23 protein-coding genes are annotated in these 21,923 nt (G+C 68.4%); 7 read left to right on the forward strand and 16 right to left on the reverse strand.

All coding sequences use genetic code 11. The features are described 5' to 3' along the window. Nucleotides 1-90 precede the first annotated feature (90 nt). Nucleotides 91-1,818 carry a long-chain-fatty-acid--CoA ligase gene (locus tag ACZYSP_RS14010; RefSeq protein ID WP_093076926.1) on the forward strand — a complete coding sequence of 576 codons (1,728 nt, stop codon included), beginning with the start codon at nt 91-93 and terminating at the stop codon, nt 1,816-1,818. Nucleotides 1,819-1,821: 3 nt separating this feature from the next. Here ACZYSP_RS14010 and ACZYSP_RS14015 read toward each other — a convergent pair whose 3' ends face one another. The 5 genes from ACZYSP_RS14015 to ACZYSP_RS14035 are packed head-to-tail and all read right to left on the reverse strand — an operon-like array spanning nt 1,822 to nt 7,596. Beyond that, complete coding sequence (locus ACZYSP_RS14015; protein ID WP_093054262.1) at nt 1,822-2,817, reverse strand: LLM class flavin-dependent oxidoreductase; 996 nt, start codon at nt 2,815-2,817, stop codon at nt 1,822-1,824. Between the two features lie 45 nt (nt 2,818-2,862). Beyond that, a complete protein-coding gene (locus tag ACZYSP_RS14020) occupies nt 2,863-4,545 on the reverse strand; it encodes an FxLYD domain-containing protein (RefSeq protein WP_093076924.1) in 1,683 nt (560 codons plus the stop codon). A 45-nt stretch (nt 4,546-4,590) separates the two neighbouring features. Next, nucleotides 4,591-5,187: a hypothetical protein gene (locus ACZYSP_RS14025; RefSeq protein ID WP_093076923.1), complete on the reverse strand. Its 597-nt coding sequence runs from the start codon at nt 5,185-5,187 to the stop codon at nt 4,591-4,593. Nucleotides 5,188-5,200: 13 nt separating this feature from the next. Then, nucleotides 5,201-6,994, reverse strand: a complete 1,794-nt coding sequence (locus ACZYSP_RS14030) for a VanW family protein (protein WP_256216759.1) — start codon at nt 6,992-6,994, stop codon at nt 5,201-5,203. After that, nucleotides 6,991-7,596, reverse strand: coding sequence for a DUF6891 domain-containing protein (locus tag ACZYSP_RS14035; protein WP_093053937.1), 606 nt, complete (start codon nt 7,594-7,596; stop codon nt 6,991-6,993). The genes ACZYSP_RS14030 and ACZYSP_RS14035 overlap by 4 nt, the downstream gene beginning before the upstream one ends. Before the next feature lie 206 nt (nt 7,597-7,802). Between ACZYSP_RS14035 and ACZYSP_RS14040 the strand changes: the two genes are divergently transcribed. Continuing rightward, nucleotides 7,803-8,564: a hypothetical protein gene (locus ACZYSP_RS14040; RefSeq protein ID WP_256216758.1), complete on the forward strand. Its 762-nt coding sequence runs from the start codon at nt 7,803-7,805 to the stop codon at nt 8,562-8,564. An 85-nt stretch (nt 8,565-8,649) separates the two neighbouring features. On the opposite strand, the gene ACZYSP_RS14045 is transcribed toward ACZYSP_RS14040, so the two are convergent. Then, nucleotides 8,650-9,030 carry a helicase SNF2 gene (locus ACZYSP_RS14045; RefSeq protein ID WP_093076920.1) on the reverse strand — a complete coding sequence of 127 codons (381 nt, stop codon included), beginning with the start codon at nt 9,028-9,030 and terminating at the stop codon, nt 8,650-8,652. Nucleotides 9,031-9,281: 251 nt separating this feature from the next. On the opposite strand from ACZYSP_RS14045, the gene ACZYSP_RS14050 reads away from it, so the two are divergent. After that, nucleotides 9,282-9,758, forward strand: a complete 477-nt coding sequence (locus ACZYSP_RS14050) for a DUF6314 family protein (RefSeq protein ID WP_093076918.1) — start codon at nt 9,282-9,284, stop codon at nt 9,756-9,758. 1 nt (nt 9,759) lies between these two features. Here the strand turns inward: ACZYSP_RS14050 and ACZYSP_RS14055 are convergent, their stop codons facing one another. The 5 genes from ACZYSP_RS14055 to ACZYSP_RS14075 all read right to left on the reverse strand — a co-directional run bounded on the left by ACZYSP_RS14055 (nt 9,760) and on the right by ACZYSP_RS14075 (nt 14,395). After that, entirely contained in the window at nt 9,760-10,353 is a 594-nt protein-coding gene (locus tag ACZYSP_RS14055; protein ID WP_093076917.1) for a biotin transporter BioY, read from the reverse strand. Between the two features lie 31 nt (nt 10,354-10,384). Further along, on the reverse strand, nt 10,385-10,978 hold the full coding sequence (locus ACZYSP_RS14060) for an energy-coupling factor transporter transmembrane component T family protein (protein WP_093076915.1): 594 nt from the start codon (nt 10,976-10,978) through the stop codon (nt 10,385-10,387). Then, nucleotides 10,971-11,717, reverse strand: coding sequence for an energy-coupling factor ABC transporter ATP-binding protein (locus tag ACZYSP_RS14065; protein ID WP_093076914.1), 747 nt, complete (start codon nt 11,715-11,717; stop codon nt 10,971-10,973). The genes ACZYSP_RS14060 and ACZYSP_RS14065 overlap by 8 nt, the downstream gene beginning before the upstream one ends. Before the next feature lie 42 nt (nt 11,718-11,759). After that, a complete protein-coding gene (locus ACZYSP_RS14070; protein WP_093076912.1) occupies nt 11,760-12,596 on the reverse strand; it encodes an isocitrate lyase/PEP mutase family protein in 837 nt (278 codons plus the stop codon). Nucleotides 12,597-12,691: 95 nt separating this feature from the next. Further along, on the reverse strand, nt 12,692-14,395 hold the full coding sequence (locus ACZYSP_RS14075; protein ID WP_093076911.1) for a M14 family zinc carboxypeptidase: 1,704 nt from the start codon (nt 14,393-14,395) through the stop codon (nt 12,692-12,694). A gap of 112 nt (nt 14,396-14,507) precedes the next feature. Between ACZYSP_RS14075 and ACZYSP_RS14080 the strand changes: the two genes are divergently transcribed. The 4 genes from ACZYSP_RS14080 (at nt 14,508) to ACZYSP_RS14095 (ending at nt 16,838) form a co-directional block, all read left to right on the forward strand. Continuing rightward, nucleotides 14,508-15,221 carry a YebC/PmpR family DNA-binding transcriptional regulator gene (locus tag ACZYSP_RS14080; protein ID WP_093076909.1) on the forward strand — a complete coding sequence of 238 codons (714 nt, stop codon included), beginning with the start codon at nt 14,508-14,510 and terminating at the stop codon, nt 15,219-15,221. A 21-nt stretch (nt 15,222-15,242) separates the two neighbouring features. Next, complete coding sequence (locus tag ACZYSP_RS14085) at nt 15,243-15,641, forward strand: GFA family protein (protein WP_093076908.1); 399 nt, start codon at nt 15,243-15,245, stop codon at nt 15,639-15,641. A gap of 139 nt (nt 15,642-15,780) precedes the next feature. Beyond that, nucleotides 15,781-16,479: an HAD-IA family hydrolase gene (locus tag ACZYSP_RS14090; RefSeq protein ID WP_093076906.1), complete on the forward strand. Its 699-nt coding sequence runs from the start codon at nt 15,781-15,783 to the stop codon at nt 16,477-16,479. 5 nt (nt 16,480-16,484) lie between these two features. Beyond that, complete coding sequence (locus ACZYSP_RS14095) at nt 16,485-16,838, forward strand: cupin domain-containing protein (RefSeq protein ID WP_093076905.1); 354 nt, start codon at nt 16,485-16,487, stop codon at nt 16,836-16,838. A 15-nt stretch (nt 16,839-16,853) separates the two neighbouring features. Here the strand turns inward: ACZYSP_RS14095 and ACZYSP_RS14100 are convergent, their stop codons facing one another. From ACZYSP_RS14100 to ACZYSP_RS14120, 5 genes are all read right to left on the reverse strand, one after another. Then, complete coding sequence (locus ACZYSP_RS14100) at nt 16,854-18,011, reverse strand: NAD(P)/FAD-dependent oxidoreductase (RefSeq protein WP_093076903.1); 1,158 nt, start codon at nt 18,009-18,011, stop codon at nt 16,854-16,856. Further along, nucleotides 18,008-19,423 (reverse strand): FAD/NAD(P)-dependent oxidoreductase, encoded by a 1,416-nt coding sequence (locus ACZYSP_RS14105; protein WP_489014730.1) that lies wholly within the window; start codon nt 19,421-19,423, stop codon nt 18,008-18,010. The genes ACZYSP_RS14100 and ACZYSP_RS14105 overlap by 4 nt, the downstream gene beginning before the upstream one ends. Then, complete coding sequence (locus ACZYSP_RS14110) at nt 19,420-19,800, reverse strand: (2Fe-2S)-binding protein (RefSeq protein WP_093076901.1); 381 nt, start codon at nt 19,798-19,800, stop codon at nt 19,420-19,422. The genes ACZYSP_RS14105 and ACZYSP_RS14110 overlap by 4 nt, the downstream gene beginning before the upstream one ends. Nucleotides 19,801-19,819: 19 nt before the next feature. Further along, nucleotides 19,820-20,314 carry an Lrp/AsnC family transcriptional regulator gene (locus ACZYSP_RS14115; protein WP_007828485.1) on the reverse strand — a complete coding sequence of 165 codons (495 nt, stop codon included), beginning with the start codon at nt 20,312-20,314 and terminating at the stop codon, nt 19,820-19,822. Between the two features lie 78 nt (nt 20,315-20,392). Further along, complete coding sequence (locus tag ACZYSP_RS14120) at nt 20,393-21,796, reverse strand: aspartate aminotransferase family protein (protein ID WP_093076900.1); 1,404 nt, start codon at nt 21,794-21,796, stop codon at nt 20,393-20,395. Nucleotides 21,797-21,923 lie beyond the last annotated feature (127 nt).

A 21,923-nucleotide genomic window follows, 5' to 3' on the forward strand; every position in this document is an offset into this window, starting at 1 on the left:
GAAAACCCCTGTCGCCGGCTTGTCAGCTACCGCCCCACGATGCGAAAGGCCGGCGCTAAAGTGCCGCAAAGCACAGCGGAGACAAGACGCATGGCCACCCCCTCCCCCGCCGCCCTTTCCGGCGACAACACCCCCTGGACACGCGCCTACCCGCCCGGCATGCGCTGGGACGCCGAACTGCCCGTGAAGCCGGTGCAGCAGATGCTCGACGAGGCCGTCGAGCGCTGGCCCGACCACTCCGCCGTCGAGTTCATGGGCCAGGCCATCACCTACCGCCAGCTCGGCGCCGCGGTCGACCGTGCCGCCAAGGGCCTGCAAGACCTGGGCGTGAAGCCTGGCGTGCACGTCGGCCTCTACCTGCCCAACACGCCTCACTACCCGATCGCCTTCTTCGCCGTGCTCAAGGCCGGCGGCACGGTGGTGAACTACTCGCCACTCGACGCCGAGCGCGTGCTGGCCCACAAGATCGAGGACAGCCGCACCGACATCCTCATTACGCTGGACCTCGTCAACCTGTACCCGCAGATGGCGCGCCTGCTCGACAACTCGCGCCTGCAAAAGCTCGTGGTCGGCAGCCTCGGCGACTACGGCGCGATGGGCGACAAGGTGCAGGCCCAGCTGCAGGGCGCAGGCCAGATCGCTCCCGTGCCCACCGACGACCGGCATGTGCGCTTCACCGAGCTGCTGAAAAGCGAAGGCACGCACAAGACCCACCCGATTGGCGACCTCGCCGAAGAAATCGTGGTGCTGCAGTACACCGGCGGCACCACCGGCCTGCCCAAGGGCGCGATGCTCACGCACGCCAACCTCACGTCGGCCTCGGCGCAGTACTACGAGTCGACCAAGGGCGACCCGCCCATCCTGGCCGAAGGGGCGGAACGCTTCCTGGTCGTGCTGCCGCTCTTTCACATCTTCGCGCTCAGCGCCGCGATGCTGCTCGGCGTGCGCCTGGGCGCGGCGCTGGTGCTGCACACGCGCTTCGATGTCGACGCGGTGATGAACGAGCTCGCGGCCAGCAAGATCAGCGTGTTCCCCGGCGTGCCGACGATGTACACCGCGATCCTCGCGCACCCCAAGGCCAAGGAGATGGACCTGCGCTCGCTCAAGTTCTGCGGCTCTGGCGGCGCGCCGCTGCCGGTGGAGGTGGAGCAGCGCTTCTTCGAGCTCACCGGCTGCCACCTCAACGAAGGCTGGGGCATGACCGAGACCTCGCCCGTGGGCACCTTCACGCCCGCACGCGGCGTGCGCAAGGCGGGCTCGTGCGGCATGCCGCTGCCGCAGGTGCGCATCAAGCTCGTGAGCCTGGACGATCCGGCGAAGGACGTCACCGCGTTCGGCGAGCCGGGCGAACTGTGCATCAAGGGCCCGAACGTGATGAAGGGCTACTGGAACAACCCGAAGGCAACCGCCGAGTCGATGACGGCCGACGGCTATTTCCGCAGCGGCGACGTCGCGAAGATGGACGCCGACGGCTACTTCTACATCGTCGACCGCACCAAGGACATGCTGCTGTGCGGCGGCTACAACGTCTACCCGCGCGTGCTGGAAGAGGCGGTGTACGAGCACCCCTCGGTGGCCGAGGTGTGCGTCATCGGCATCCCCGACGAGTACCGCGGCCAGTCGCCCAAGGCCTTCGTGAAGCTGAAGGAAGGCGCGAGCGAACTGACGCTCGATGCGCTCAAGGCCTTCCTGAAGGACCGCCTCGGCAAGCACGAGATGATCGGCGCGCTGGAGATCCGGCCTGAGCTGCCCAAGACCGCCGTGGGCAAGCTCTCGAAGAAGGACCTCGTGGACGAGGAAGCCCGCAAGCGGGCCTGAGCTTTACTGCTTCGGCGCCTGTCCGAACGCGTTGGCCAGCAGCTCATAAGAGCGCAGCCGGGCAGCGTGGTCGAACACCTGCGAGGTGATCATGAGTTCGTCGGCACCGGTGCGCGCGACGAACGCTTCCACGCCCTTCTTCACCGTCTCGACCGAACCCACCGCGGAGCACGACAGCACCGAGTCGAGCAGCGCGTTCTCCGCGGGCCCGACCTTCTGACGATAGTTTTCCACCGGCGGCGGCAGGCGCCCCGGCCGGCCGCTGCGCAGGTTCACGAAGGCCTGCTGCCACGAGGTGGCGCGGAACTCGGCCTCTTCATCGGTGTCGGCCGCGAACACATTGAAGCCCAGCATCACATACGGTTTCTGCAGCTGTGCCGACGGCTTGAAGGTCTCGCGATAGATCTGGATGGCCTGCATGATCTGCTGCGGCGCGAAGTGCGAGGCAAAGGCGTAGGGCAGCCCCAGGTGCGCCGCGAGCTGCGCGCCGAAGGTGCTGGAGCCGAGGATCCACACCGGCACTTCGAGCCCCGCGCCGGGCACGGCCCGCACTGGCTGCTGCGGCGTCTTCGACATGAAGTCCATCAGCTCGATCACGTCCTGCGGAAACTGGTCCGCGTCCGATTCGAGGTTGCGCCGCAAGGCCCGCGCGGTGCGCTGGTCGGAGCCGGGCGCGCGCCCCAGGCCCAGATCGATGCGCCCCGGGTACAGCGATTCCAGCGTGCCGAACTGCTCGGCAATCACCAGCGGCGAATGGTTCGGCAGCATCACGCCGCCTGCACCGATGCGGATGGTGGAAGTGCCCGCCCCCACGTGCGACAGCAGCACGGCAGTGGCCGCGCTCGCAATGCCCGGCATGCCGTGGTGCTCGGCCAGCCAGTAGCGCGTGTAGCCCAGCTTCTCGCCATGCTGCGCCAGCGAGAGCGAGTTGCGGAACGACTGCGCGGCGTCGCTGCCCTCGGTGATCGGTGAAAGGTCGAGGATCGATAACGGAATCATGGGCGCGATCATGGCGCGAACCGCCCAACGCCGTCGCCCGAGGGGCTATTCGGTTTGGTATAGCGTCGTCACGCTCGCGAAGTCGCGGCCGTTCTGCTCCACGTTCACCTGGAACGGCACGCTCTCGCCCGGCGCGATGGCCGGCAGGTTCTCCACCAGCTTGAAGCCCGTGAGCTGCCCGTTGCGGTCGCGCAGGCTGACCCACAGCCGCACCTTGCCGACGATGCCCGTGCCCGGGTTCTTCACGCTGCCCGTGACTTCCACGCTCTTGTAGTTGAAGCGCTGGCTGAAGTTGAGCAGCACGCTGCCGGTTTCGGCCTTGGTGCCCGTCACCTTCACCTCCAGCGGCTTGCGCGGACCCGGCAATGCCGCGCGGCGCATCGGCTTCCATTCGATGCGAGTCGCGGTGATGCGCTCCATGTCCTCGGGCTCGAGGAAGATCGGAAAGCGCTCGCCCGGATAGAGATACGCCAGCCCCGCGATGTTGGTCGTGCCATGCGCCTTGCTGCCGCTGAAGCGCGAGATCACGCCGCCCGGCGCGAGCACCACTGCATCGGTGCTGCGGTTCACCAGCTCGCCCAGGAACAGCCGCTGCTGGATGTTGTTGCGCCCGTCCACCAGCGGCAGCAGTTCGAGCTGCTTGTCGTCGAAGCGCTCGCTGTCGTCGGCCAGCAGGTCGTCGGTGCCCAGGCGCAGCTCGGGGTTGAAGGACTCGGGGCCGCCCACCGTGCGGATCACGCGGTCGGCGTTCAGCACCGGCGTGCGCGTGCCCGACGACTCGACCGTGCTGTAGCCGATGCGGTAGTCCCATGCCGCAATGGCCGTCGCGCGGCCGAAGCGCGCGATGCTCACGTCCATCGAAGTCCGCGTGCCCGGCTGGATCTCGTTGGCCTGCCCGTAGCCGTGGCCGAAGCCGATCACCTGCCCCGCGTCGTCGTACAGCGTGACCAGCACCTCGAAGCCGCCGAGCACCGTGGCGTCCTTGCGGTCGTTGGCGATGCGGCCCACCAGCCGCACGCGCTCGCCCTGCTGGATGAGCCGCACGCGCGAGAAGGCCATGCGCGGCCCCTGCACCGCGCTGTAGGGCTCGGCCAGCTTCTGCACGCGCAGCTCCTGCCGAGTGACGTTCTTGCCGCTGGGCATGTCGATCAACACGGGCGCACTTTCGCCGGGCTCCAGCACGGACACCGGCAGCATCTCGCTGCGCTCGTCGAGCTTGCTGTCGCCGTCGTAGTACGTGGCGCGAATGCCCGCGCGCGACAGCGACTTGCCGGTTTCGTTGCGCGCCACCACCAGCAGCTTGGGCATGGCCGAACTGCCGCTGCCCACCAGCACCTGGCGCGGCTCGTTGAGCTTCAGGCCATCGACGGGAATGGTGCGGTCGACCGCAGCGGCCACCACGGACCGCGGTGCACCGGACGCGGCGTCGCGGGAGTCGAAGAGAAACAGCCCGACCACGCGAAACACCAGCACCACGCCCAGCAGGATGGCTATGGCTATGCCGACCTTGCGCAGCATCAGCTTCTGCCTCAGAGCCTCTTCAGCCGCGAGCCGGCGGCCGGCTTCATTCTTCACCTGGTTGAGCACGCGCTCCAGCCGGTCGGACACGTTGTCTTCCACCAGCGTGACCGAGCCGCAGTGGTCGCAGGTGTATTCGTTGAGGCCGGTGCGCTTGAGCACGCTGCTGCCGCATTCGCCGCACTTGAGCGTCTGGAGGTCGATGGTCATTGAAGTGCTGCTCCCGTATTGTTTTTCCTGCGGCGCGCCAGCTGACTACCAGTCGAACAGGTCCGCGATGTCGCCGGCCTCGCTGGCGCCAATCAGCGGCGTGAGCCGCTCGATCAGGCGCGCGCGGTGCACCGGGTTGACGGAATCGTCGTCCATGAAGATGTCCTCGCCCGCCTCGTCCCACACGTGGCCGATAGTGCCGAGGCACGCGGCCATCTCGAGGATGTCGGCAAAGATCGGTGCATCGTCTTTCCACACACCCTCGCCATGCCGGGCGAACTGTATCGCGCCTGTGTTCAGGTCGAAGATGAAGGGGTCCGCGCCCTGGTCGGCCACCACCAGCCAGTGATCGGGCCAGTCGGCAATGCGCTCGCCGGTGATGCCGTGCCAGCGGTAGCCGGCCTGCAGCTCCCACAGGCGCGCGAGCGTCGGAATGCTGAAGGGGTTGCCAGCGGTCGGCACCGTGAGGCCCGCATGGCCCACGCGGTCGTTGATCCACTCGCCGAGCGGGCCGACCTGTGCGTAGAAGGTTTCGATGGCGGCCGGCAGAGGGATCTCTCCGCGCCAATGCTCGGCGGCGGATTGCGGCGCCAGCGCGCCATGGGAAGCCAGCGCCGCGCGGGCCTGTTCGATCGATGCCATCTGTCCTCTCCGTTCAGGGGATGCAAGCAGCCTGCAATGCGGCGCGCAGGGCCTTGACGTCGCCCGGTGCTACCTCGCGCACGCCGGTCGAGCCTGCGAGGCCGCATGCGGTCGAGGCCACCACGGGCACCCCGGCCGCCACGGCGCGCAGCACCGCGCGCGGTGCGTGCTCGACGTGCGCGGGCAGCACGACGACGCTGGCGCCGGCCAGCCAGTCGCCTTGCCAGTTCATGTGTTCGATGTGCGCGATGCCGCGCCAGAGCTGCGCGTCATCCGAAGGCGAGCCCAGCACGCGCAGCCGGTACGGCCAGCCTTGCAGCGCCGCGGCAAGTTCGCGCGCGCCCTTGCGTGCCAGTGCGCTTGCGGCGAACACGACGAGCGGCGGCCCCCTGCGTTCGATGAAAGCAGCAGCCTTGACCGGGGGCAGCATCCAGTCGAACCGCGTCAATGCTGCTTGCGGTGCCAGCTTGGCGAGCTGCCGGGCGACATCTGCATGCGGCGTGACCACGGCCTTCGCGCGGGCAAGCGCCAGCGTCTCGGCGCGCACCAGCGACGGATCTGCGCGGAAGTCGCGCAGCGTTCCGTCACCGGGCCAGTGCCGGGCCGCGGCATCGAGCCGATGTTCGATTTCGGCCATCGGCAACGCGCTGGCCAGCACGGTGACGCGGCGCCCGTCGAGCGCACCGATGCGCTGCAGGTGCGGCAGCAGAGCCTGCTCGACCACCAGTTCGGTGTGCTCCGGCGTCAGTCGGCTTGCCAAGGCTTGCGCGAGCCAGCGCTGGCCGTCGATCAGGCTCGCCTGCCTCCGGCCTGCATGCCGCGCCCAGAGCCGCTGCCACAGCGCGCGACGCAAGCTCACGGCCCACAGTGTCTGCGCGGGCACTGCTGTCTCACGGTGCCAGCCGGTCGCGGGCAGACGCCAGAACGCAAGCCGCAGCGGCGCCGGCTGCAGGCGCTGCGCGTGTGGATGTTCCTCTCGCAGGTAGCGAGCGAACTCCGGCGTCCAGCCATCGACCAACACCGCCGCGCGGCCCTCGGGGCCGACGTCGACCTGGGGACGATGGCGAAAGCAGGAGGTCTGTTCGCAACTCAGGCAACCGCGCGCCAATGGCAGTGCTGCGCCCGCGTCGTCATACGTTCGGCGCAGCACGACTGGCGCAGCCGGTGCCGCCAGCGCAGAACGCGCGCGGATGCGCAGCACCAGCTCGCTGTCGGTCAATTCCACTTCGAGCCGCCACGCATGCTTTGCGCGCAGCTTGAGATCGACGTAGTTCCAGAACACCGTCGCATCGACCGCGTCACCGTCGGCCGCGCCGGCCTGCTCGATGCGCGCCGTGTGCCCGTGGCGCTCGACCAGCTCGAAGCCCGCGCGCACCGCCACGGTGGCGAGCGCGTTCGACAGCTGGCAGAGCCCGCCGGCCAGCGTCGGCACCACGCAGCCGCCGCGCAGCTCGCGGCCCTGCACGAAGCCGCGCCATGCGCCCGGCCGCCCCAGCTGGCGCCAGAAGCTCAGCACTTCGCCTGCCGGCACCTCGATGGCATCGAAGGCACGGCGCGCCACGCGCAGGTTCTGCACCTTGCCGGCCACGAGCGGAAATTCTTCGGCGCGGCCGTCGGACCACAAGGGAGTGCGGTATTGCGCGAGCACCGGCGCGTCGGCCAGTGCGCTGTCGCCGCCGTGCCAGCGCCGGGCCGAAGGCCGCAGTGTCTCGCGCAACGCATGGGCCGTGGCCAGCAGCCGCGAGCGCAGCCAGAAATCGATCGCGTCGATGCGGCGCGGCGGCTGCCAGGCCTGTTGCACGCTCACGCGGAGGGGCCGCGCTTGCGCCATTGGCCGAGGTCGGCTTCGATGCGCTGGTCGATGTTGCCGCTCCATTGCACGCCGAAGCCGGCCGCACGCAGCAGCTCGGCGATGCGGTGGCCCACCACCACGGTGTTGGCTTCGCGCTGCTCGATCTCGGGGATCATGCCGCCGCTGAAGGCCAGGTGCAGGCGGCCGGTGCGCACCGCCGCATCGAGGTCTTGCGCGTGATAGAAGCAGCAGCCGCGAATACCCGAGTCCATGCGGCCCGCGGCGCGCCATTGCTCGCGCACGTCGTCGTGGCCATCGGCGAGCGTGTTGCCTGCGCGATGCAGCGCAATGATCTTTTCGCTGCGCAGCTGCGCGAACACGGCTTCGAGCCGGTCGTATTCGGTCTGCGCGGGCCACCCGGCCTCGGCCGCGCGCTTGGCGGCGCATGCACTTGCGGCCTCGGCCTTGACCCAGGCCCGGTCTTCGGCGGTGATCTCATCGGGATCGAGGTACTCGTCGGTGATCAGCCATTCGACATCGGCGTCGGGATAAAAGCCGCTCCACACCAGGTCGTGGATGCGTCCGCGCGTGTCTTCGGGGTCGAGAGTAAGGGCCATGCGTGTTGGGTTGCCGCCTCGGCTGCAACGGGATCATGCTTTCTTTTTTCCTTACGGAAGCGTGCTCGTATTTTCACCCGGCCGCACCACGATGACGCACTAATGCGAAAGCATGAAGTCTTGCGGCCACCCCTTCCGCGCCGCGCAATCATGAAGGATGCGCCGTGGCAAGGCAATGCGCCTTTTGGCGAAGGCAGCTCCGCCACATGGCCGGGGGCCGCACCGGCGTGGTGCTGCCTGCTTGCTGCGCGACTGGCTATGCTCGGCGGCTCTTCATGCTGCAGCGCCATTCATCCATCGACCCGATCGCCCAGCCGGACGACGAAAGGCTGCCCACCGAATGGACCTCGCGCGCGCCGCAGGCCACGGAGCGCGCGCCGAAGTCGGCCGCCGACTGGGCCGCATGGCTGGTCGCGCTCGCGGTGCTGGTGTTCATGGCGGTCTTCGGCTTCCAGGCAATGACCTGGGCGCTGGCCGGTGGCTGGCAATGGCTCTGGCTGGCGGTGGGTCTGCCGTTCTTCGGGGTCTTCTCGGTGTCGGCGGTGCTGCTCGTCGTCACGAGGCTGCGCGAGCGCCGCCGGGTGCGCGTGGCGCTGGAGAACATATCGCTGGAGCGCGGGGAAGGCTTTCGCGTCGGCGAGCCGTTCGAACTGCGGCTGCGCGCGACGGTGCCCATTGCGCGGGAAGGCGAACGCACGGTGGCGCCGGAACGCATCGTCATGCGGCTGATGCGACGGTCCCTCGTCGATGCGCCCGATGGCACGGGGTCGCTGGTCGATGAGTGCTGCGATGAAGCCATCGCGTCCCGGGAGGATGCGCGGGCAGGGCGGCTGCTCTATGCCTGCGAACTCAGCGCAGGCTCCGGATACGGCAACGCCGCGCAATGGTTCGTCGAACTGCACGACCCGACCGACGACGACAACGCGCCTTTCCTCATCGCCGCGCTGCGGCCGCTGCCCGCGCGCTGACCAGGCGCAGCAAGCCAGACGCAAAAAGGCCGGGCCATGCATCGCATGGCCCGGCCTTTTGTCTCAGCCCCTGTCGGGGGAGTGATTACAGCGGCAGTGCGTCACCGCGAGCGGCAGCGCGGGCTGCGGCACGCACCGCGGCGCGGTCGACCGTGCTTGCCACGACCGGTGCGACACCAGCGGCAGCGCCTTCGGCATAAGGGTCAGCGCTGTGTGCAGCGGCAACTGCATCGGCGCGAACGGCGGCACGGCTGGTCGTCGAGACGGTCACGCGAGCGGGGCCTGCGTCGGCGCCGGTGGCATAGGGGTTGGCGCTATGGGCTGCAACCACGGCCTGGCCGGCAACGTCGGCGCGGCTGGCGGCCGAGGTCACTTGGTGCACGCCTTCATACGTTTCAGCGTGTGCGGCACCGGCAGCGGCCAGCAGGGCGATGGAGATAGCGGAGAGGAGCTTAGAGGCGGTCATTTGGATGTCCTTCAATTCGTTTCAGTTCTTTGGATGATTTCGAACCGGTCTTGGGTGGGTCACCGTCCCTCCGGGGGCGGCCACCTCGCTCGGGGCCCTGTTCACCCAGATCGGCTTTGGGGCCGGTCTGTGAGATGAATTGTGCGCCGTTGTCTAAGTAAAAACCCTTAGAGAAAAGAACCACGGCGTTCACGAAGTGGAAACAATCAGCTGCTCCAAAGGGAGATCAGGGCTTGTCGTAGAGTCTTTGCATGAGCGCGCCGGCCCCTGCCTTTCCACCCCCGCCCCCCTGGGGCACTGCGGACACTGTCTTCGACAGGCTGGTGGGTGCATGGGACCTGGAACGAACCATCGAGGGCCAGGCCTCCATGACCGGCACAGCCGTGCTCACGCCGCTCGAGACAGGGATGCTGAAGTACCGCGAAGAGGGCCGGATCCGCCTTGCCGACGGCAAGGAATTCGACGGCCACCGCGAATACCTCTTCGAGCGCGCCCCGGGCGGCTTCGTGGTGCACTTTGCCGAAACCCCGCCGCGCCTGTTCCACGCCATCGGCATCATGCGCGACGGCGATGCGCTCGCCGGTTCGGCCACGCACCTGTGCACGCCCGACACCTACGACAGCAGCTACCGCTTTCTGGCGGACGGCTCCTTCGCCATCCGCCACACGGTCCACGGCCCGCGCAAGGACTACCTCTCGGCCACCGTGTTCAGGCGACGCGGCAAGTAGCTCAGTCGCGGTCGAGCCGCCAGCCCGGCATGCCGCGCATCACCGTCTGCACGAGCATCGCGCAGATGCCGCACTTGATCAGGTCGCCGGGAATGAACACCAGCATGGCCAGCGCGGCCTGCGGCAGCGACATATGGGCGATCAACGAAAGCCCGACGATGCCGAAGCCGTAGACCACGACGATCCCGCCGACCACCGACGACACAAAAGCCCCAACCAGCAGCCCCACGCCCGTGGCCCCGGCCATGCGACGCACGGCAAGGCGCATCAGCAAGCCGCAGGCAAGGGCCCCGAACATCCAGCCGAACAGGAAGCCCCCGGCCGGCGCCACGAACACGCTCAGGCCGCCGCGGCCGCCGGGCAGCAGCGGCAGGCCCAGTGCCACCGCGAGCAGGAACAGCGCAATCGCCAGGAACCCACGGCGCGGCCCGAGCAGGCAGCCCGCCAGCATCACGCCCAGCGACTGCAGCGTGATCGGCACGCCGAACGGCAGGTCGATCTTCGGGATCAGGCCGAACACCGCCATCAGCGCTGCGAACAGCGCGATGTACGACAGGGAGCGGGACGAAGTGAGGGAGCCTGAAGTGGTGGTCATGGCAATCGCTATCTAGGAAAAGGAAGGAAGCTCAGCGCCCGAGCCGCGCGGCCAGCGCATCGGCCACGCGCTCCGCCGTCTGCAGCGTGCGGATGGTCAGCGGCGCCAGCAGCCGCAGGCCGCCGCCGTGGCCTGAACGCGCGCGGTAGGCGTCGTCGAGGCGCTGCCACTGCACATAGAAATTTTCGGCGAAGCGCAGCATCAGGCCAAGGCCCAGTGCGATCCGCTCGGTCGGCACGCCAAGGCGCTGCAGCGGATGCAGCACCGCTTCGAGCACCGCCAGCAGGTCTTCGAAGCGCGTGGTCAGCGTGAGCATCAGCGCGAGCGTGGCCGCGCTGGCAAGGCGCAATGCGCTGGCCACGCCGAGCGGGGTCGTGCCCATCGCCCAGTGGAAGCCGACGATCAGCCCGCCAGCGACCGCCACGCCGACCAGCATGCGCACCCGGCGCCACGCAGGTGGCCCGAGCGAGACGAAGATCAGCAGCACCACCGCACAGGCAACGGCCAGATGCACCGGCCGCTCGACCAGCACCAGCAGCGTGCCGCACACCGACAGCACCGCGAGCTTGACCCACGCCGCAATCGCATGCATCCACGTCGGCTGCTCCGAATAGAGGCTACGCATGGCGACCCCGCTCTGCCGCAGCGCGCTCGCGCACGTTCTCGGCATAGGCCTCGCACACTTCGCGGCCCGGCCCGTCGGCGCGCACCTTGCCTTGTTCGAGCCACAGCACGCGTTCGAAGTCGTAGACGTGTTCGAGCAGGTGCGTGGACACGAGGATCTGGTGGTCGCTCGCCTCGAGCTGCGCGGCCAATCGCGCCTGGCTCAGCAGGTCGAGGCTGGCAAAGGGCTCGTCGAGCAGCAGCGTGGCGGGCTCGCTGATCTGCAAGGCCAGCAGGCACACCTGCTGGCGCTGCCCCTGGCTCAGCTCGCCCACGGCGCGCCCGGCCCAGGCTTCGAGCCCGCGCTGCGCAAGAAAATCGCGCGCCTGCTGCCGCGCCGCCTGCCGTGTTTCACCGCGCGCCGTGAGGCTGAACGCCAGTTCCTCGGCCACGGTCGGAAAGATGATCTGGTCGTCGGGGTTCTGGAACATCAGCCCCACGTGCTTCGACAGCTGCCTGCGGTCGGCCTGCGTGTCGCAGCCATGCACGACCACGCGCCCCTGCTGCGGCTGATCGAGTCCGCTGATGAGGCGGAACAGGCTGCTCTTGCCGGCTCCGTTGTCGCCGATCAGGCCAATGCGCGTCTCCTGCAGGCTGAGCGTCAGCCCCTCGAAGACATGCTGGTTGCCGCGCACCAGCGTCACCGCCTCGAGGCGGATGCTGTGCGGGGAACTGGTTTCGGGCGGGGTCGGCTGCGGCAAGGGGCGCCCACTGTACCCGAACGCGCCATGGGGCCAAGGAGCTCAGGCAGTGGCGGCAAAAAGCCCGTTGATCTCGCCAACCGACAGCATGCCCTCGCCCATCGTGCCGAAGCGGCCATGCTCGAAGGCCTCCTTGGCGATGCGGTCCACAAGCCCCAGCGCCGACTGCAGCGGGCCGCAGCCCAGGCTGATGCGCCGTGCACCGGCGCGTGCCAGGCCATCGGCCGAGGGTGCGCCGGCATAGCCCGCGTACACGTTCACAGGCAGGCTCAGCGCGCCAGACAGCCGCTCGATTTCTTCAAGATTGGACATGCCGGGCACGAAAACGCCGTCCGCGCCCGCCGCCGCGTAAAGCTGTGCGCGGCGCAGCGCCTCTTCGAATCGTGCCACCGGGTCGTTCCAGGGCACGAAGTAGACGTCGGTGCGCGCGTTGATGAAAAAGCGCGCATCGAGCTTGCGGATGGCGGCGATGCGCTCGCACATCACCTCGGGCGCCGCCAGCTCGCGCGTGCCCGGCCGTGTGCCGTCCTCGATGTTGATGCCGGCCGCGCCCATGCCGATCAGCGCGCTTGCCACGTCGCCCACCGCCTGCGTGCTGTCGCCGTAACCCTGTTCGATGTCCACGCTCACCGGCACTCCCGTCACGCGGCAGATGCGCTCGCAGGCTGCGATCAGCTCGCTGACGGGCATGCGCTCGCCGTCCGCGTAGCCAAGCGACCAGGCCATGCCCGCGCTGGTGGTTCCGATGGCGCTTGCGCCGGCGCGCTCGACGATGCGGGCGCTGGCGGCGTCCCAGGCGTTCACGAGAACCAATGGATCAGGGCCGGCGTGCAGCCGGTGAAAGGCATCTGTCTTCTGTTGCGCGTCGCTGGATCGCATGTCTGGTCGTTCCAAAGGAGTTGAAGGATGACCGCAGCCTAGACGCAATGCGCCGCCGGGACTTGGAAAAAACTGCTGTCCGCGCCGCGACCTGCCTACATCAGCCCGACCACCGGATAGCGCCGCCACCCCGGCTCCGCATGGCGCCGGCCGTGCGCAAAGAGAAAGCCCAGCACAGCCTGCTGGTCAGACAGCTTCTCGGGGTTGTCCGCCTTCCACTGCTCGAACTGGCGCTTCAGCGCGGGCTCGTCCTCCAGCATGCGCAGCGCGGTGTCCTCGAAGACATAGGCCGAGAAGTTCTCCTTCTTCTCCAGCACGCTATTAAAGAAGCCCCAGCGGAAGAAGCTGTCGTGGGCTTCGGGCTCCAGCGTCTCGACCGCGTAGCGGGCGTTGGGTTGGTCCAGTGGCACCAGCACGTCGCCCACGCGCGCCTGGAAGCGCTCGGTGTGCGTGGCGAGCACCAGCTGGTCATGGAACATGTGGCCTTCGTAGGCGCTCGCGCGCGAGGTCACGCTCTGCACGCGGTACACCCGGGCTGCATCGAACAACTGGTCCGCTTCCAGGCGCCGCAGCTCGACGCCGTTCCATTGCAGGCGCTCGATCACTTCGCGCCAGGCCTGGGGCACCAGGTAGGCCTTGGGCGCCGCGACCGCCAGGTCTTCCACGCAGCGATCGAAGTGCACGATGTCTTTCTCCCAGGGCTGGCTGCGGTCGTAGGCCAGGCGCTCGTAGTTCCCGAGCCGGCTCGGCGTGCGAACCGCGCGATAGCCCTTGAAGCGAAGGCTCGCCGGCCGGCTGCGGTCGTTGCGCCATGTCAGCGGCCAGCGCGCCTGCTGCGCTGCAGCAGCCTTGGCGTCGCGGCGCAGATTCTGAATCTGCGCCGCATGCGCGACGGTGAATTCCAGCACCACATCGACCAGCGTCCGCATGGAAGCCACGCGGTCGGCAAAGGGCTTGAGCATGTGGGTCTCGGGCATGAAGCCGATGGTGTGGTGCAGCGCCGCATAGCCGGTGGAAAAGCGCGGCAGGTCGAGGAAGTCCTCGATGCCGTCGTCGGGCGTCTCGGCCAGCAGGTTCATGTACGGGCAGGTGAGCCAGCCGCGTTGCGCCATATCGCCGTAGATCGCAGGCAGCATGCTTTCGCGCAGGAACTGCCCGAGCCCGCCGCCCAGCTTGTCGGGCTGGGTCGGGATCAGCGTCATGGTGTAGCTGTAGTCCGCGCCGTTGGAGGTGTGGGTGTCGACCATCACATCCGGGTCCCACGCGGTGAAGAAGCGGTTGAACACCTGCGCGGCCAGGCTGTCGCACTTGATGAAGTCGCGGTTCAGGTCCAGGTGCCGGCCGTTGCCGCGGAAGCCGAAAGATTCGGGCCCGAGCTGGTTCACGCGCGAGGTGTTCTGCCGGTTGATACAGCCGTCCACGTTGTAGACGGGAATGAACAAAAACACCGTGTCGCCCAGCGCCGCCAACCGCCCGGGCTGCGTGCAGAAATCGCGCACCAGCGCCATGCAGGCGTCGATGCCCTCGGGCTCGCCGGGGTGGATGCCGTTGTTATTGAAGAACACCGGGCGGCGCTGCTGCTTGAGCGTGTCGCGATCGAACACGCCGTCGGCAGTGACCACGCCGGCGTGAAGGGGAACGCCGGTGTCCGACACGCCGATCTCGCCCCAGCGCAGCACGCCGGGAAATTGCCCGGCCAGCCGCTCGTAGAAGGCGATGCATTCGGCCCAGGTGGTGGTCTGGTTGCCGTTGCCGGACTCGAACGGCGTGGGGTACTGGTTTTCGTGTGCAGCAGTCATGGGAAGAAGGCTACAGTAGTCGCCCCGATCCGGTCATCCAGCCCTTCTTTCTGCAAAGCCAGGAGCCTGCCAGACACGGCCGCACGCACAACACACATTCAAGGAAACAGACATGGGCGCCCAATGGAAAGCGAAACACAAGGATCTGGCGGCCAATGCCAAGGGCCGGCTATTCAGCAAGCTCGCCAAGGAAATCATGATGGCCGCGCGCAACGGCGCCGATCCGGCCTCCAACTCGCGTCTTCGGCTGGTCGTGGAGCAGGCGCGCAAGGCCTCGATGCCCAAGGACACGCTCGACCGCGCCATCAAGAAAGGCGCGGGCCTCACTGGCGAGGCCGTGCATTTCGAGCATGTGATGTACGAAGGCTTCGCGCCGCACCGCGTGCCGGTGATGGTCGAGTGCCTGACCGACAACGTGAACCGCACCGCGCCTGAAATGCGCGTGCTGTTCCGCAAGGGCCAGCTGGGCACCTCGGGCTCGGTGTCGTGGGACTTCGACCACGTCGGCATGATCGAAGCCGAACCCGCCAAACCCGACGCCGACCCCGAAGTGGCCGCCATCGAAGCCGGCGCCCAAGACTTCGAACCGGTCAGCGAAGGCCACCCCGCGGTCTTCCTGACAGACCCCACCGACCTCGACCTCGTGAGCCGCGCGCTGCCGGCCCAGGGCTTCACCGTGCTATCGGCCAAGCTGGGCTACAAGCCCAAGAACCCGGTCGATCCGGCGAGCCTGAGCGCGACAGACCTGGAAGAAGTCGAAACCTTCCTGGCGGCCATCGACGCGAACGACGACGTGCAGAACGTGTTCGTGGGCCTGGCGGGCTGAGGCAGCTTCTTCATCGGCCGCATGCTCGCGGGAAAGTGCCTCTGCGGCGCCGTCCACTACAAGGTGGCGGATGAATTCGCCTACGCCCTGAACTGCCACTGCTCGGACTGCCGGCGCGCGACCGGCTCGGCCTTCAAGCCCTTCGCGGGCATCGAGCGCGGCAAGCTCGCCATTACGCAGGGCGAAGACGCGGTGATGATCTACGGCAAGAAGGACGCGGGCGATATTCACTGCGCAAAGTGTGGCTCGCTGCTCTATTCGGTGGTGCGCGACGGCCAGTTCGTGCACGTCACCCTGGGCACGCTGGTCGATGCGCCAGCGATTCGCCCGACCGCGCACATCTTCGTCGACTCGAAGGCGCCGTGGTTCACGATCACGGACGACCTGCCGCAGCACAAGGGCCACGTCGGCGAGAACTGAGCGCTGCCGCGCAAGAAGATGCCACCGCGGCGCCGACAACCGCATCCTGTGCCGTGACGCGGCCCAAGTTCGGGCCCGCGCCCGCAGGGTGCGCACCTATGCTCGATGAAGTCCTCTTCTTCATCCTCGGAGCTTTTCCATGTCCCTGCAAGATTTCAAGGTCCTCACCTTCGACGTCGTCGGCACGCTGATCGATTTCGAGGGCGGCATGCTCGCCTACCTGCGCAGCGCGGCGCCCGATGCCGACGTGAGCGACGACGACTTCCTCGCCGCCTACCGGCGCGCGCGTGCCGACGGCAATGCCGGCTGGTACCCCGACGACCTGGAGCGCTGCTGGCACGCCGTCGCGCCGGCGCTTGGCTTGCCCGACACCGACGCCATCGCGCAGGGCCTGCGCGACTCGGTCGCGCAATGGCCGGCGTTCCCCGATTCGGTGGAAGCGCTGAAGCGGCTCGGCAAGCGCTTCAAGCTGGTGACGATGACCAATGCGCAAGCCTGGGCACTGGCGCATTTCGACAAGACCCTGGGCTCGCCCTTCGACATGCTGCTGAGCTGCGACGACGCGCTGTGCGAGAAGCCCGACGCGCGCTACTTCGCCTATGCCCGCGGCCGCTTCGAAGGCGCTTGGGGCTACAAGCAGGCCGACAACCTGCACGTGGCGCAAAGCCAGTACCACGACATCGGCATCTCCAAGCAATTGGGCATCACCACCTGCTGGATCGAGCGACGGCATGCACAAAAGGGTTCGGGCGGCACCATCGAGTCGAAGCACACCGTGCCCGACTACCACTTCCACACGCTGGCCGAACTGGCCGATGCGGTCGAGGCCGGACGTTGAGCACCATGGGCATCACCATCCTTCGCCAGTCGGCCACCATCGGCGGCCTGCAAGACCAGGGCACGCCCGCACGCCCCCTGAGTCAGCCACCCTGCCGGCTGAGCGGCATCGACGTCGAGCTCGCCGGCGCAGGTGACAACAAGAGCGGCATCTGGCAATGCGAGCCCGGCCGCTTCGAGCGCCAGCTGGCCAACGCCGAGGTCATGCACATCCTCGCCGGTGCCTGCACATTCACGCCGACCGATGGCGCCGCGCTGGAGATTCGCGCGGGCGACACGCTGTTCTTTCCGGCGCACACCACCGGCGAGTGGCATGTGCACGAGACCCTGCGCAAAGTCTTCGTCGTGATGGCGCAGTAGCGGGCAGCAGCGGCCTCAGGCCGCCTGCTTCGTCAGCTCATTCGCGAACCGGCCGATAGAGAAGCTCTCGATCGGCGTCGACGTCTGGCCGGTTGCGATCAGCTCGGCCATCGTCTCGCCCACGCCCGGGCTGATCGCAAAGCCCTCGCCATTGAAGCCGAAGGCATAGTGCAGGCCCGGCACGCGGGCACTCGGGCCCATCACGGGTTGCCAGTCGGCGGTGTAGCCCTCGATGCCGCTCCACACGCGGATCAGTTGCACGTGCTCGAAGGCCGGCACGAAGCGGCGCAGCTCGCGCAACTGGCGCAGCACGTTGTCGGGCTTCACGTAGGCGCGGATGTGCTGCGCATGCGCCGGCCCCTTGAGCCCGCCGCCGAAGACGATGTTGCCGCGCGCGATCTGCCGGAAGTACAGGCCCTCGTGCTCGATGGGCGAAGAGATGCCGATCGACGGCCCGATGGCGTAGGGCAGCGGCTCCGTCACGCCCATCTGCGGCCCGCGCGCATCCATCGGCACGGCTTCGCCGAACTGTTCGGCCATGCGGTTCGACCACGCGCCGCAGGCTACAAAAAGCTGCGCCGCGCGAAAGCGCCGGCCGTCCGCCGTGTGGGCGACGAAGCCCGCGCCATCGCGCTCGACCTGCATCACCTCGGCCTGCTCGACGATGTTCGCGCCCGCGCGCCGCGCGGCGCGTGCGAAGGCCGGGCCGGCCAGGCGCGGGTTGGCGTGGCCGTCGTTCGGCGACAGCGATCCGCTCACGATGCCGGGCGCGAAGATGCCCCAGCGCCGGCGCAGATGCTCCGCATCGAATAGTTCGAGATCGAGGCCGAGCGGCCTCACGTCTTTCGCGTGCTGCTCCAGCACCGCAGCCTGCTGCTCTGTGTAGCAGACGCGCAGGTGGCCGTAGGGCACGAACTCCAGGTCTTCGCCGAGCAGTTCCTTCACGCGGCCCCAGACGGCGCGCGCACGGTTGGCCAGCGGCATCTGCGCCAGCGCGCGGCCCTGCCTGCGCACATTGCCGAAGTTGGTGCCGCTGGCCTGGCGGCCCACGAGCTCGCGTTCGAGCAGCGTGACCGACAGGCCATGCTGGCGGCGCAGGAAGAAGGCGGCGGTGGTGCCCATCAGGCCGCCGCCGAGCACCAGCACGTCGGTGGTGGTCGTCGTATCGCTCATGCCTGCACCTCGCGCGTGTTCATCATCAGCGGCTTGACGGGTGCCTGCGAGCGCAAACGCCCCACCAGTTGCACCGGCACGCCGCTGGCCTGCGCCACGATCTCGGCCGAGGCGTGGCCGCAGAAGCGGCCCTGGCAGCGCCCCATGCCGACGCGGCTGAAGGCCTTGGCGCGGTTGACTTCATGGCTGTCCATCTCGTTGACGCAGCGGCGCAGTTCGCCTGCCGTCACCGCCTCGCAGCGGCACACGACCGCGTCGTCGGGCAGTGCCGCAGCCTGTGCATGCGGCCATGGAAAGGCACGCGCCAGGCCTTCGCGGAAGCGATTCATCTGCGCCAGCGTGCGACGCAACGCGGCGGACTCGGCGTCGTAGAGCGCACGGCCCGGTGCATGGCCGAGATCGGCCAGCGCGGCGAGCGCTGCCAGTCGGCCGGCCGCTTCGGCACCATCGGCGCCGAGGATGCGAACGCCGTCGCCCGCCAGGTACACGCCCTTGGTGCTGCTGCGGCCATCGGCGTCGATGCGCGGCAGCCACTGCCGGCTCAGCGGCTCGAATTCGAAGTCGCAGCGCGCAATGTCGGCCAGCTGCGTTTCGGCGCGCAGGTGCCAGCCGAGGCCCACGGCATCGCACTCGAAGCGCTGCTCGCGCCCCTGGGCATCGCGCACGGCCACGGCCTGCACGCCCAGGCTGTCGTCGCCGTCGATGCGCTGCGGCGCCACGCCTTGCAGCACCGGCACGCCCGCGCGGCGCAGGCCGCGAATCAGCGCGAGCCCGCGCAGTGCCAACCGCGGTCTTGCAAGCAAACCGGCCACGGCGCCCCAGGGCTTGGCGGCCGGTGCGGTGTCGAGCACCGCTGCCACCCGCGCGCCGGCCTGCACGTACTGCGAGGCCACGAGGTACAGCAGCGGGCCGCTGCCCATGAAGACGACGCGCGAACCAATGGCGCAGGCCTGCGCCTTCAGCGCGATCTGCGAAGCGCCAAGGCTGTAGCAACCGGCGCGGTGCCAGCCCGCCACGGGCATCAGGCGATCGGTCGCGCCGCTGCACACCAGCAAGGCATCGAAGGGCAGCGTCTGCGGCTCGCCGGCATGCACGACATGCAGCGCGCCTTCGCTCACATTCCAGGCCAGCGTGTCGCCGCGGTAGTCGATGTGGTCGCGCAGCGCGTCGAAGTCGCTGTGCAGCGCCTGCGCTTTTTCGGCCTCGGTGCCGTAGAGCTTGGCATAGGGCCGCTTGAAGCCCTCGGGCTGGCGGCGGTAGATCTGGCCGCCGTCGCGCCGGCTTTCATCGACGACGATGGGCCGCACGCCGGCGCGCACCAGCGCCTGCGCGGCGCGCACGCCGGCGGGGCCGGTGCCCACAACGACGATGCGTGGCGAAGCAGAAGGAAAAGAAGGAGGCGCCCCGCTCATGCCCCACCCTCCGGCGCATGGCGAGCCAGCGACTGCTGCAGGTCCGGTGTCGGCAACCAGTGGTCCGCCGGCGGGCGCGTGAACACCGACATGCCCTCTTCCACCGGCGTCGAGCAGGCGCGCAGGCGCTCGCCGGCCGGTGTCCACACCCAGCAGTCCTGGCAGGCGCCCATCAGGCAGAAGCCGGCGCGCGGCCCGTCGCCGAACTCGCTGTCGCGCACGCGTCGTCCGTTGCTCAGCAGCGCCACCAGCAGCGTGTCGCCGGCCAGCGCGGTGCGGGCTTCGCCGTCGATGTGCAGGGTCAGCGCGGGCCGGTCGGTTTCCGCGAGCCGCACGAAGCGGGCTGGCGGCTGGAAGCGAGGCTTTGGTTCAGGCATGGACGGTCGAAGGCGCCGGTCAGCGCTCGTGAGGAAAAAGCCGTTCGATCGGACAGTGCGTCTTGATGAACGGCGACTTGATGACGATGTAGCTGAAGTACTTCGCGATGCCGATGTTGCGTTCGAGCAGCCCTTCGATCACTTCCTGGTAGTGATTCACGCCGCGGGTGAGAAAGCGCAACAGGTAGTCGTAGCCGCCGCTGACCAGGTGGCATTCGAGTACCTCGTCGACCTCGCGGATCGCAGCCTCGAAGCGCACGAAGTCCTCGCGGTGGTGGTCAGACAGCGTGACCTCGGTGAACACGGTCAGCGTGTCGCCGAGTTTCTCGAGCCGAAGGTGCGCGCCGTAGCCGGCGATGTAGCCGGCCTGCTCCAGCCGCTTCACGCGAATGAGGCAGGGGCTGGGCGAGAGCCCCACCGCATCCGCCAGGTCGACGTTGGTCATGCGTCCGTTCTTCTGCAACTGGGCCAGGATGCGAAGGTCGAGTCGGTCGATCTTGAAAGCTTCTGACATGGCGGTGCCTGATAACGAGAGAAAGCCCGATTCTGCGTCGTTGGCCGCCGGTCTTGCGGGCTTTGCGTGCCTGTTCGCTCAGGCCGCCATCGCGGCGCGGACGTCGGGTGCTTCCAGCACTTCGTCGAGCGTCTTCTTCAGCCGCGCGAACATCTGCGCAAACTCGTCCTCGGTGAAGGTGAGCGCAGGCGCAAAGCCGAGGATGTGGTCGCCGAATGAGCGGAACACCAGGCCGTTGCGGTAGCCGGCGGCGAAGATGCGGTCGGACAGCCCCAGCGCCGCATCGAAACGGCGCTTGCTGGCCTTGTCGCTCACCAGCTCCAGCGCGCCCAGCAGGCCGCGGTGGCGCGAATCGCCCACCAGCGGATGCGCGAGCAGCGCATCGAGCCCGGCGGCAAAGTGCGCCGCGCCGCGCTGGCCGTTGGCAAGGATGCCGCCTTCCTCGTAGAGCCGCAGCACTTCGAGCGCAACAGCGGCGCCGACCGGGTGCGCCGAATAGGTCGCGCCGTGGCCGACGGAGGCGCCCTCGGGCGCGCCGTCGGCGATGCCGGCGTAGACCTTCTCCGACATCATGGTCGCGCCCATCGGCACGTAGCCGGCCGTGAGGCCCTTGGCCATGGTCATCAGGTCGGGCTCCACGCCTTCGGCTTCGCAGGCGAACATGGGACCGGTGCGGCCGAAGCCGGTGATGACTTCGTCCACGACGAAGAGGATGTCGAGCTCGCGCGCGGCCTCGCGCATGGCCTTCAGCCAGCCCTTGGGCGGCACGATGACGCCGCCCGAGCCTTGGATGGGTTCGCAGAAGAAGGCAGCCACGTTGTCCGCGCCCAGCTCGGCCACCTTGGCGCGCAAGGCCGCGACCGACGAGGCGATCAGCGCCTGCGGGTCGGCGCCGTCGGCATGGCGATAGGCGTAGGGCGACGCAATGTAGTGCTGCGTGGGCAGCGGCAGGTCGAAGCCGCGATGAAAGGCCGGCAGCGCCGTGAGGCCCGCGCCGGTGGACGACGAGCCGTGGTAGCCGCGCTCCAGCGAAATGAACTGCTTTTTCGACGGCCGGCCGGTCGCGTTGTAGTACTGCACGATGAAGCGCACGGCGGCATCGACCGCCTCGGAGCCACCCAGCGTGAGGTACACGCGGGTCAGCGAGGCGGGCGTGATCTGCACCAGTTTTTCAGCAAGGCGGATGGCCGGCTCGCTGCTGAAGTGGAAGTAGCCGGTCGCGTACGGCAGCTTGCGCATCTGCTCGGTGGCGGCCTGCACCACGCTCTCCTGCCCGTAGCCCACGTTCACGCACCACAGGCCCGCAAAGGCGTCGAGCAGTTCGTGGCCGTTGCCATCGGTCAGCCAGGCACCACGGCCCGAAGACAGCACGGTGGGGCCGCGCTGCTCGTGCACGCGCCAGGGCGAGACGGGGTGGATGAGATGCGCGCGGTCGATTGCGTCGAGCGCGGCTTGGTGGGGCAATGCGGTGGGGTGCGTCATGGCAGTGTTGGAGGGAGCGAGAGCGAAGGAGCTTTCGATGCCCTCAGCTTAGGCGGCGCACCGCACGAGGTGGTGCTGCTTTGGGGGTGCCGCACAAAGCAGGCTGCGGTTGTGTGCATGGCACGCA

This window comes from Variovorax sp. F042, from assembly GCF_057814215.1.

What these genes read in the sequence shown, in the direction of transcription:
- ACZYSP_RS14055 (WP_093076917.1), bottom strand. Translation starts at nt 10,353, where the DNA reads ATGACCACCACTTCAGGCTCCCTCACTTCGTCCCGCTCCCTGTCGTAC.
- ACZYSP_RS14020 (WP_093076924.1), bottom strand. Translation starts at nt 4,545, where the DNA reads ATGACCATCGACCTCCAGACGCTCAAGTGCGGCGAATGCGGCAGCAGC.
- ACZYSP_RS14050 (WP_093076918.1), top strand. Translation starts at nt 9,282, where the DNA reads ATGAGCGCGCCGGCCCCTGCCTTTCCACCCCCGCCCCCCTGGGGCACT.
- ACZYSP_RS14060 (WP_093076915.1), bottom strand. Translation starts at nt 10,978, where the DNA reads ATGCGTAGCCTCTATTCGGAGCAGCCGACGTGGATGCATGCGATTGCG.
- ACZYSP_RS14105 (WP_489014730.1), bottom strand. Translation starts at nt 19,423, where the DNA reads ATGAGCGGGGCGCCTCCTTCTTTTCCTTCTGCTTCGCCACGCATCGTC.
- ACZYSP_RS14110 (WP_093076901.1), bottom strand. Translation starts at nt 19,800, where the DNA reads ATGCCTGAACCAAAGCCTCGCTTCCAGCCGCCAGCCCGCTTCGTGCGG.
- ACZYSP_RS14015 (WP_093054262.1), bottom strand. Translation starts at nt 2,817, where the DNA reads ATGATTCCGTTATCGATCCTCGACCTTTCACCGATCACCGAGGGCAGC.
- ACZYSP_RS14115 (WP_007828485.1), bottom strand. Translation starts at nt 20,314, where the DNA reads ATGTCAGAAGCTTTCAAGATCGACCGACTCGACCTTCGCATCCTGGCC.
- ACZYSP_RS14075 (WP_093076911.1), bottom strand. Translation starts at nt 14,395, where the DNA reads ATGACTGCTGCACACGAAAACCAGTACCCCACGCCGTTCGAGTCCGGC.
- ACZYSP_RS14045 (WP_093076920.1), bottom strand. Translation starts at nt 9,030, where the DNA reads ATGACCGCCTCTAAGCTCCTCTCCGCTATCTCCATCGCCCTGCTGGCC.
- ACZYSP_RS14120 (WP_093076900.1), bottom strand. Translation starts at nt 21,796, where the DNA reads ATGACGCACCCCACCGCATTGCCCCACCAAGCCGCGCTCGACGCAATC.
- ACZYSP_RS14095 (WP_093076905.1), top strand. Translation starts at nt 16,485, where the DNA reads ATGGGCATCACCATCCTTCGCCAGTCGGCCACCATCGGCGGCCTGCAA.
- ACZYSP_RS14025 (WP_093076923.1), bottom strand. Translation starts at nt 5,187, where the DNA reads ATGGCATCGATCGAACAGGCCCGCGCGGCGCTGGCTTCCCATGGCGCG.
- ACZYSP_RS14080 (WP_093076909.1), top strand. Translation starts at nt 14,508, where the DNA reads ATGGGCGCCCAATGGAAAGCGAAACACAAGGATCTGGCGGCCAATGCC.
- ACZYSP_RS14085 (WP_093076908.1), top strand. Translation starts at nt 15,243, where the DNA reads ATGCTCGCGGGAAAGTGCCTCTGCGGCGCCGTCCACTACAAGGTGGCG.
- ACZYSP_RS14010 (WP_093076926.1), top strand. Translation starts at nt 91, where the DNA reads ATGGCCACCCCCTCCCCCGCCGCCCTTTCCGGCGACAACACCCCCTGG.
- ACZYSP_RS14100 (WP_093076903.1), bottom strand. Translation starts at nt 18,011, where the DNA reads ATGAGCGATACGACGACCACCACCGACGTGCTGGTGCTCGGCGGCGGC.
- ACZYSP_RS14090 (WP_093076906.1), top strand. Translation starts at nt 15,781, where the DNA reads ATGTCCCTGCAAGATTTCAAGGTCCTCACCTTCGACGTCGTCGGCACG.
- ACZYSP_RS14070 (WP_093076912.1), bottom strand. Translation starts at nt 12,596, where the DNA reads ATGCGATCCAGCGACGCGCAACAGAAGACAGATGCCTTTCACCGGCTG.
- ACZYSP_RS14040 (WP_256216758.1), top strand. Translation starts at nt 7,803, where the DNA reads ATGGCCGGGGGCCGCACCGGCGTGGTGCTGCCTGCTTGCTGCGCGACT.
- ACZYSP_RS14035 (WP_093053937.1), bottom strand. Translation starts at nt 7,596, where the DNA reads ATGGCCCTTACTCTCGACCCCGAAGACACGCGCGGACGCATCCACGAC.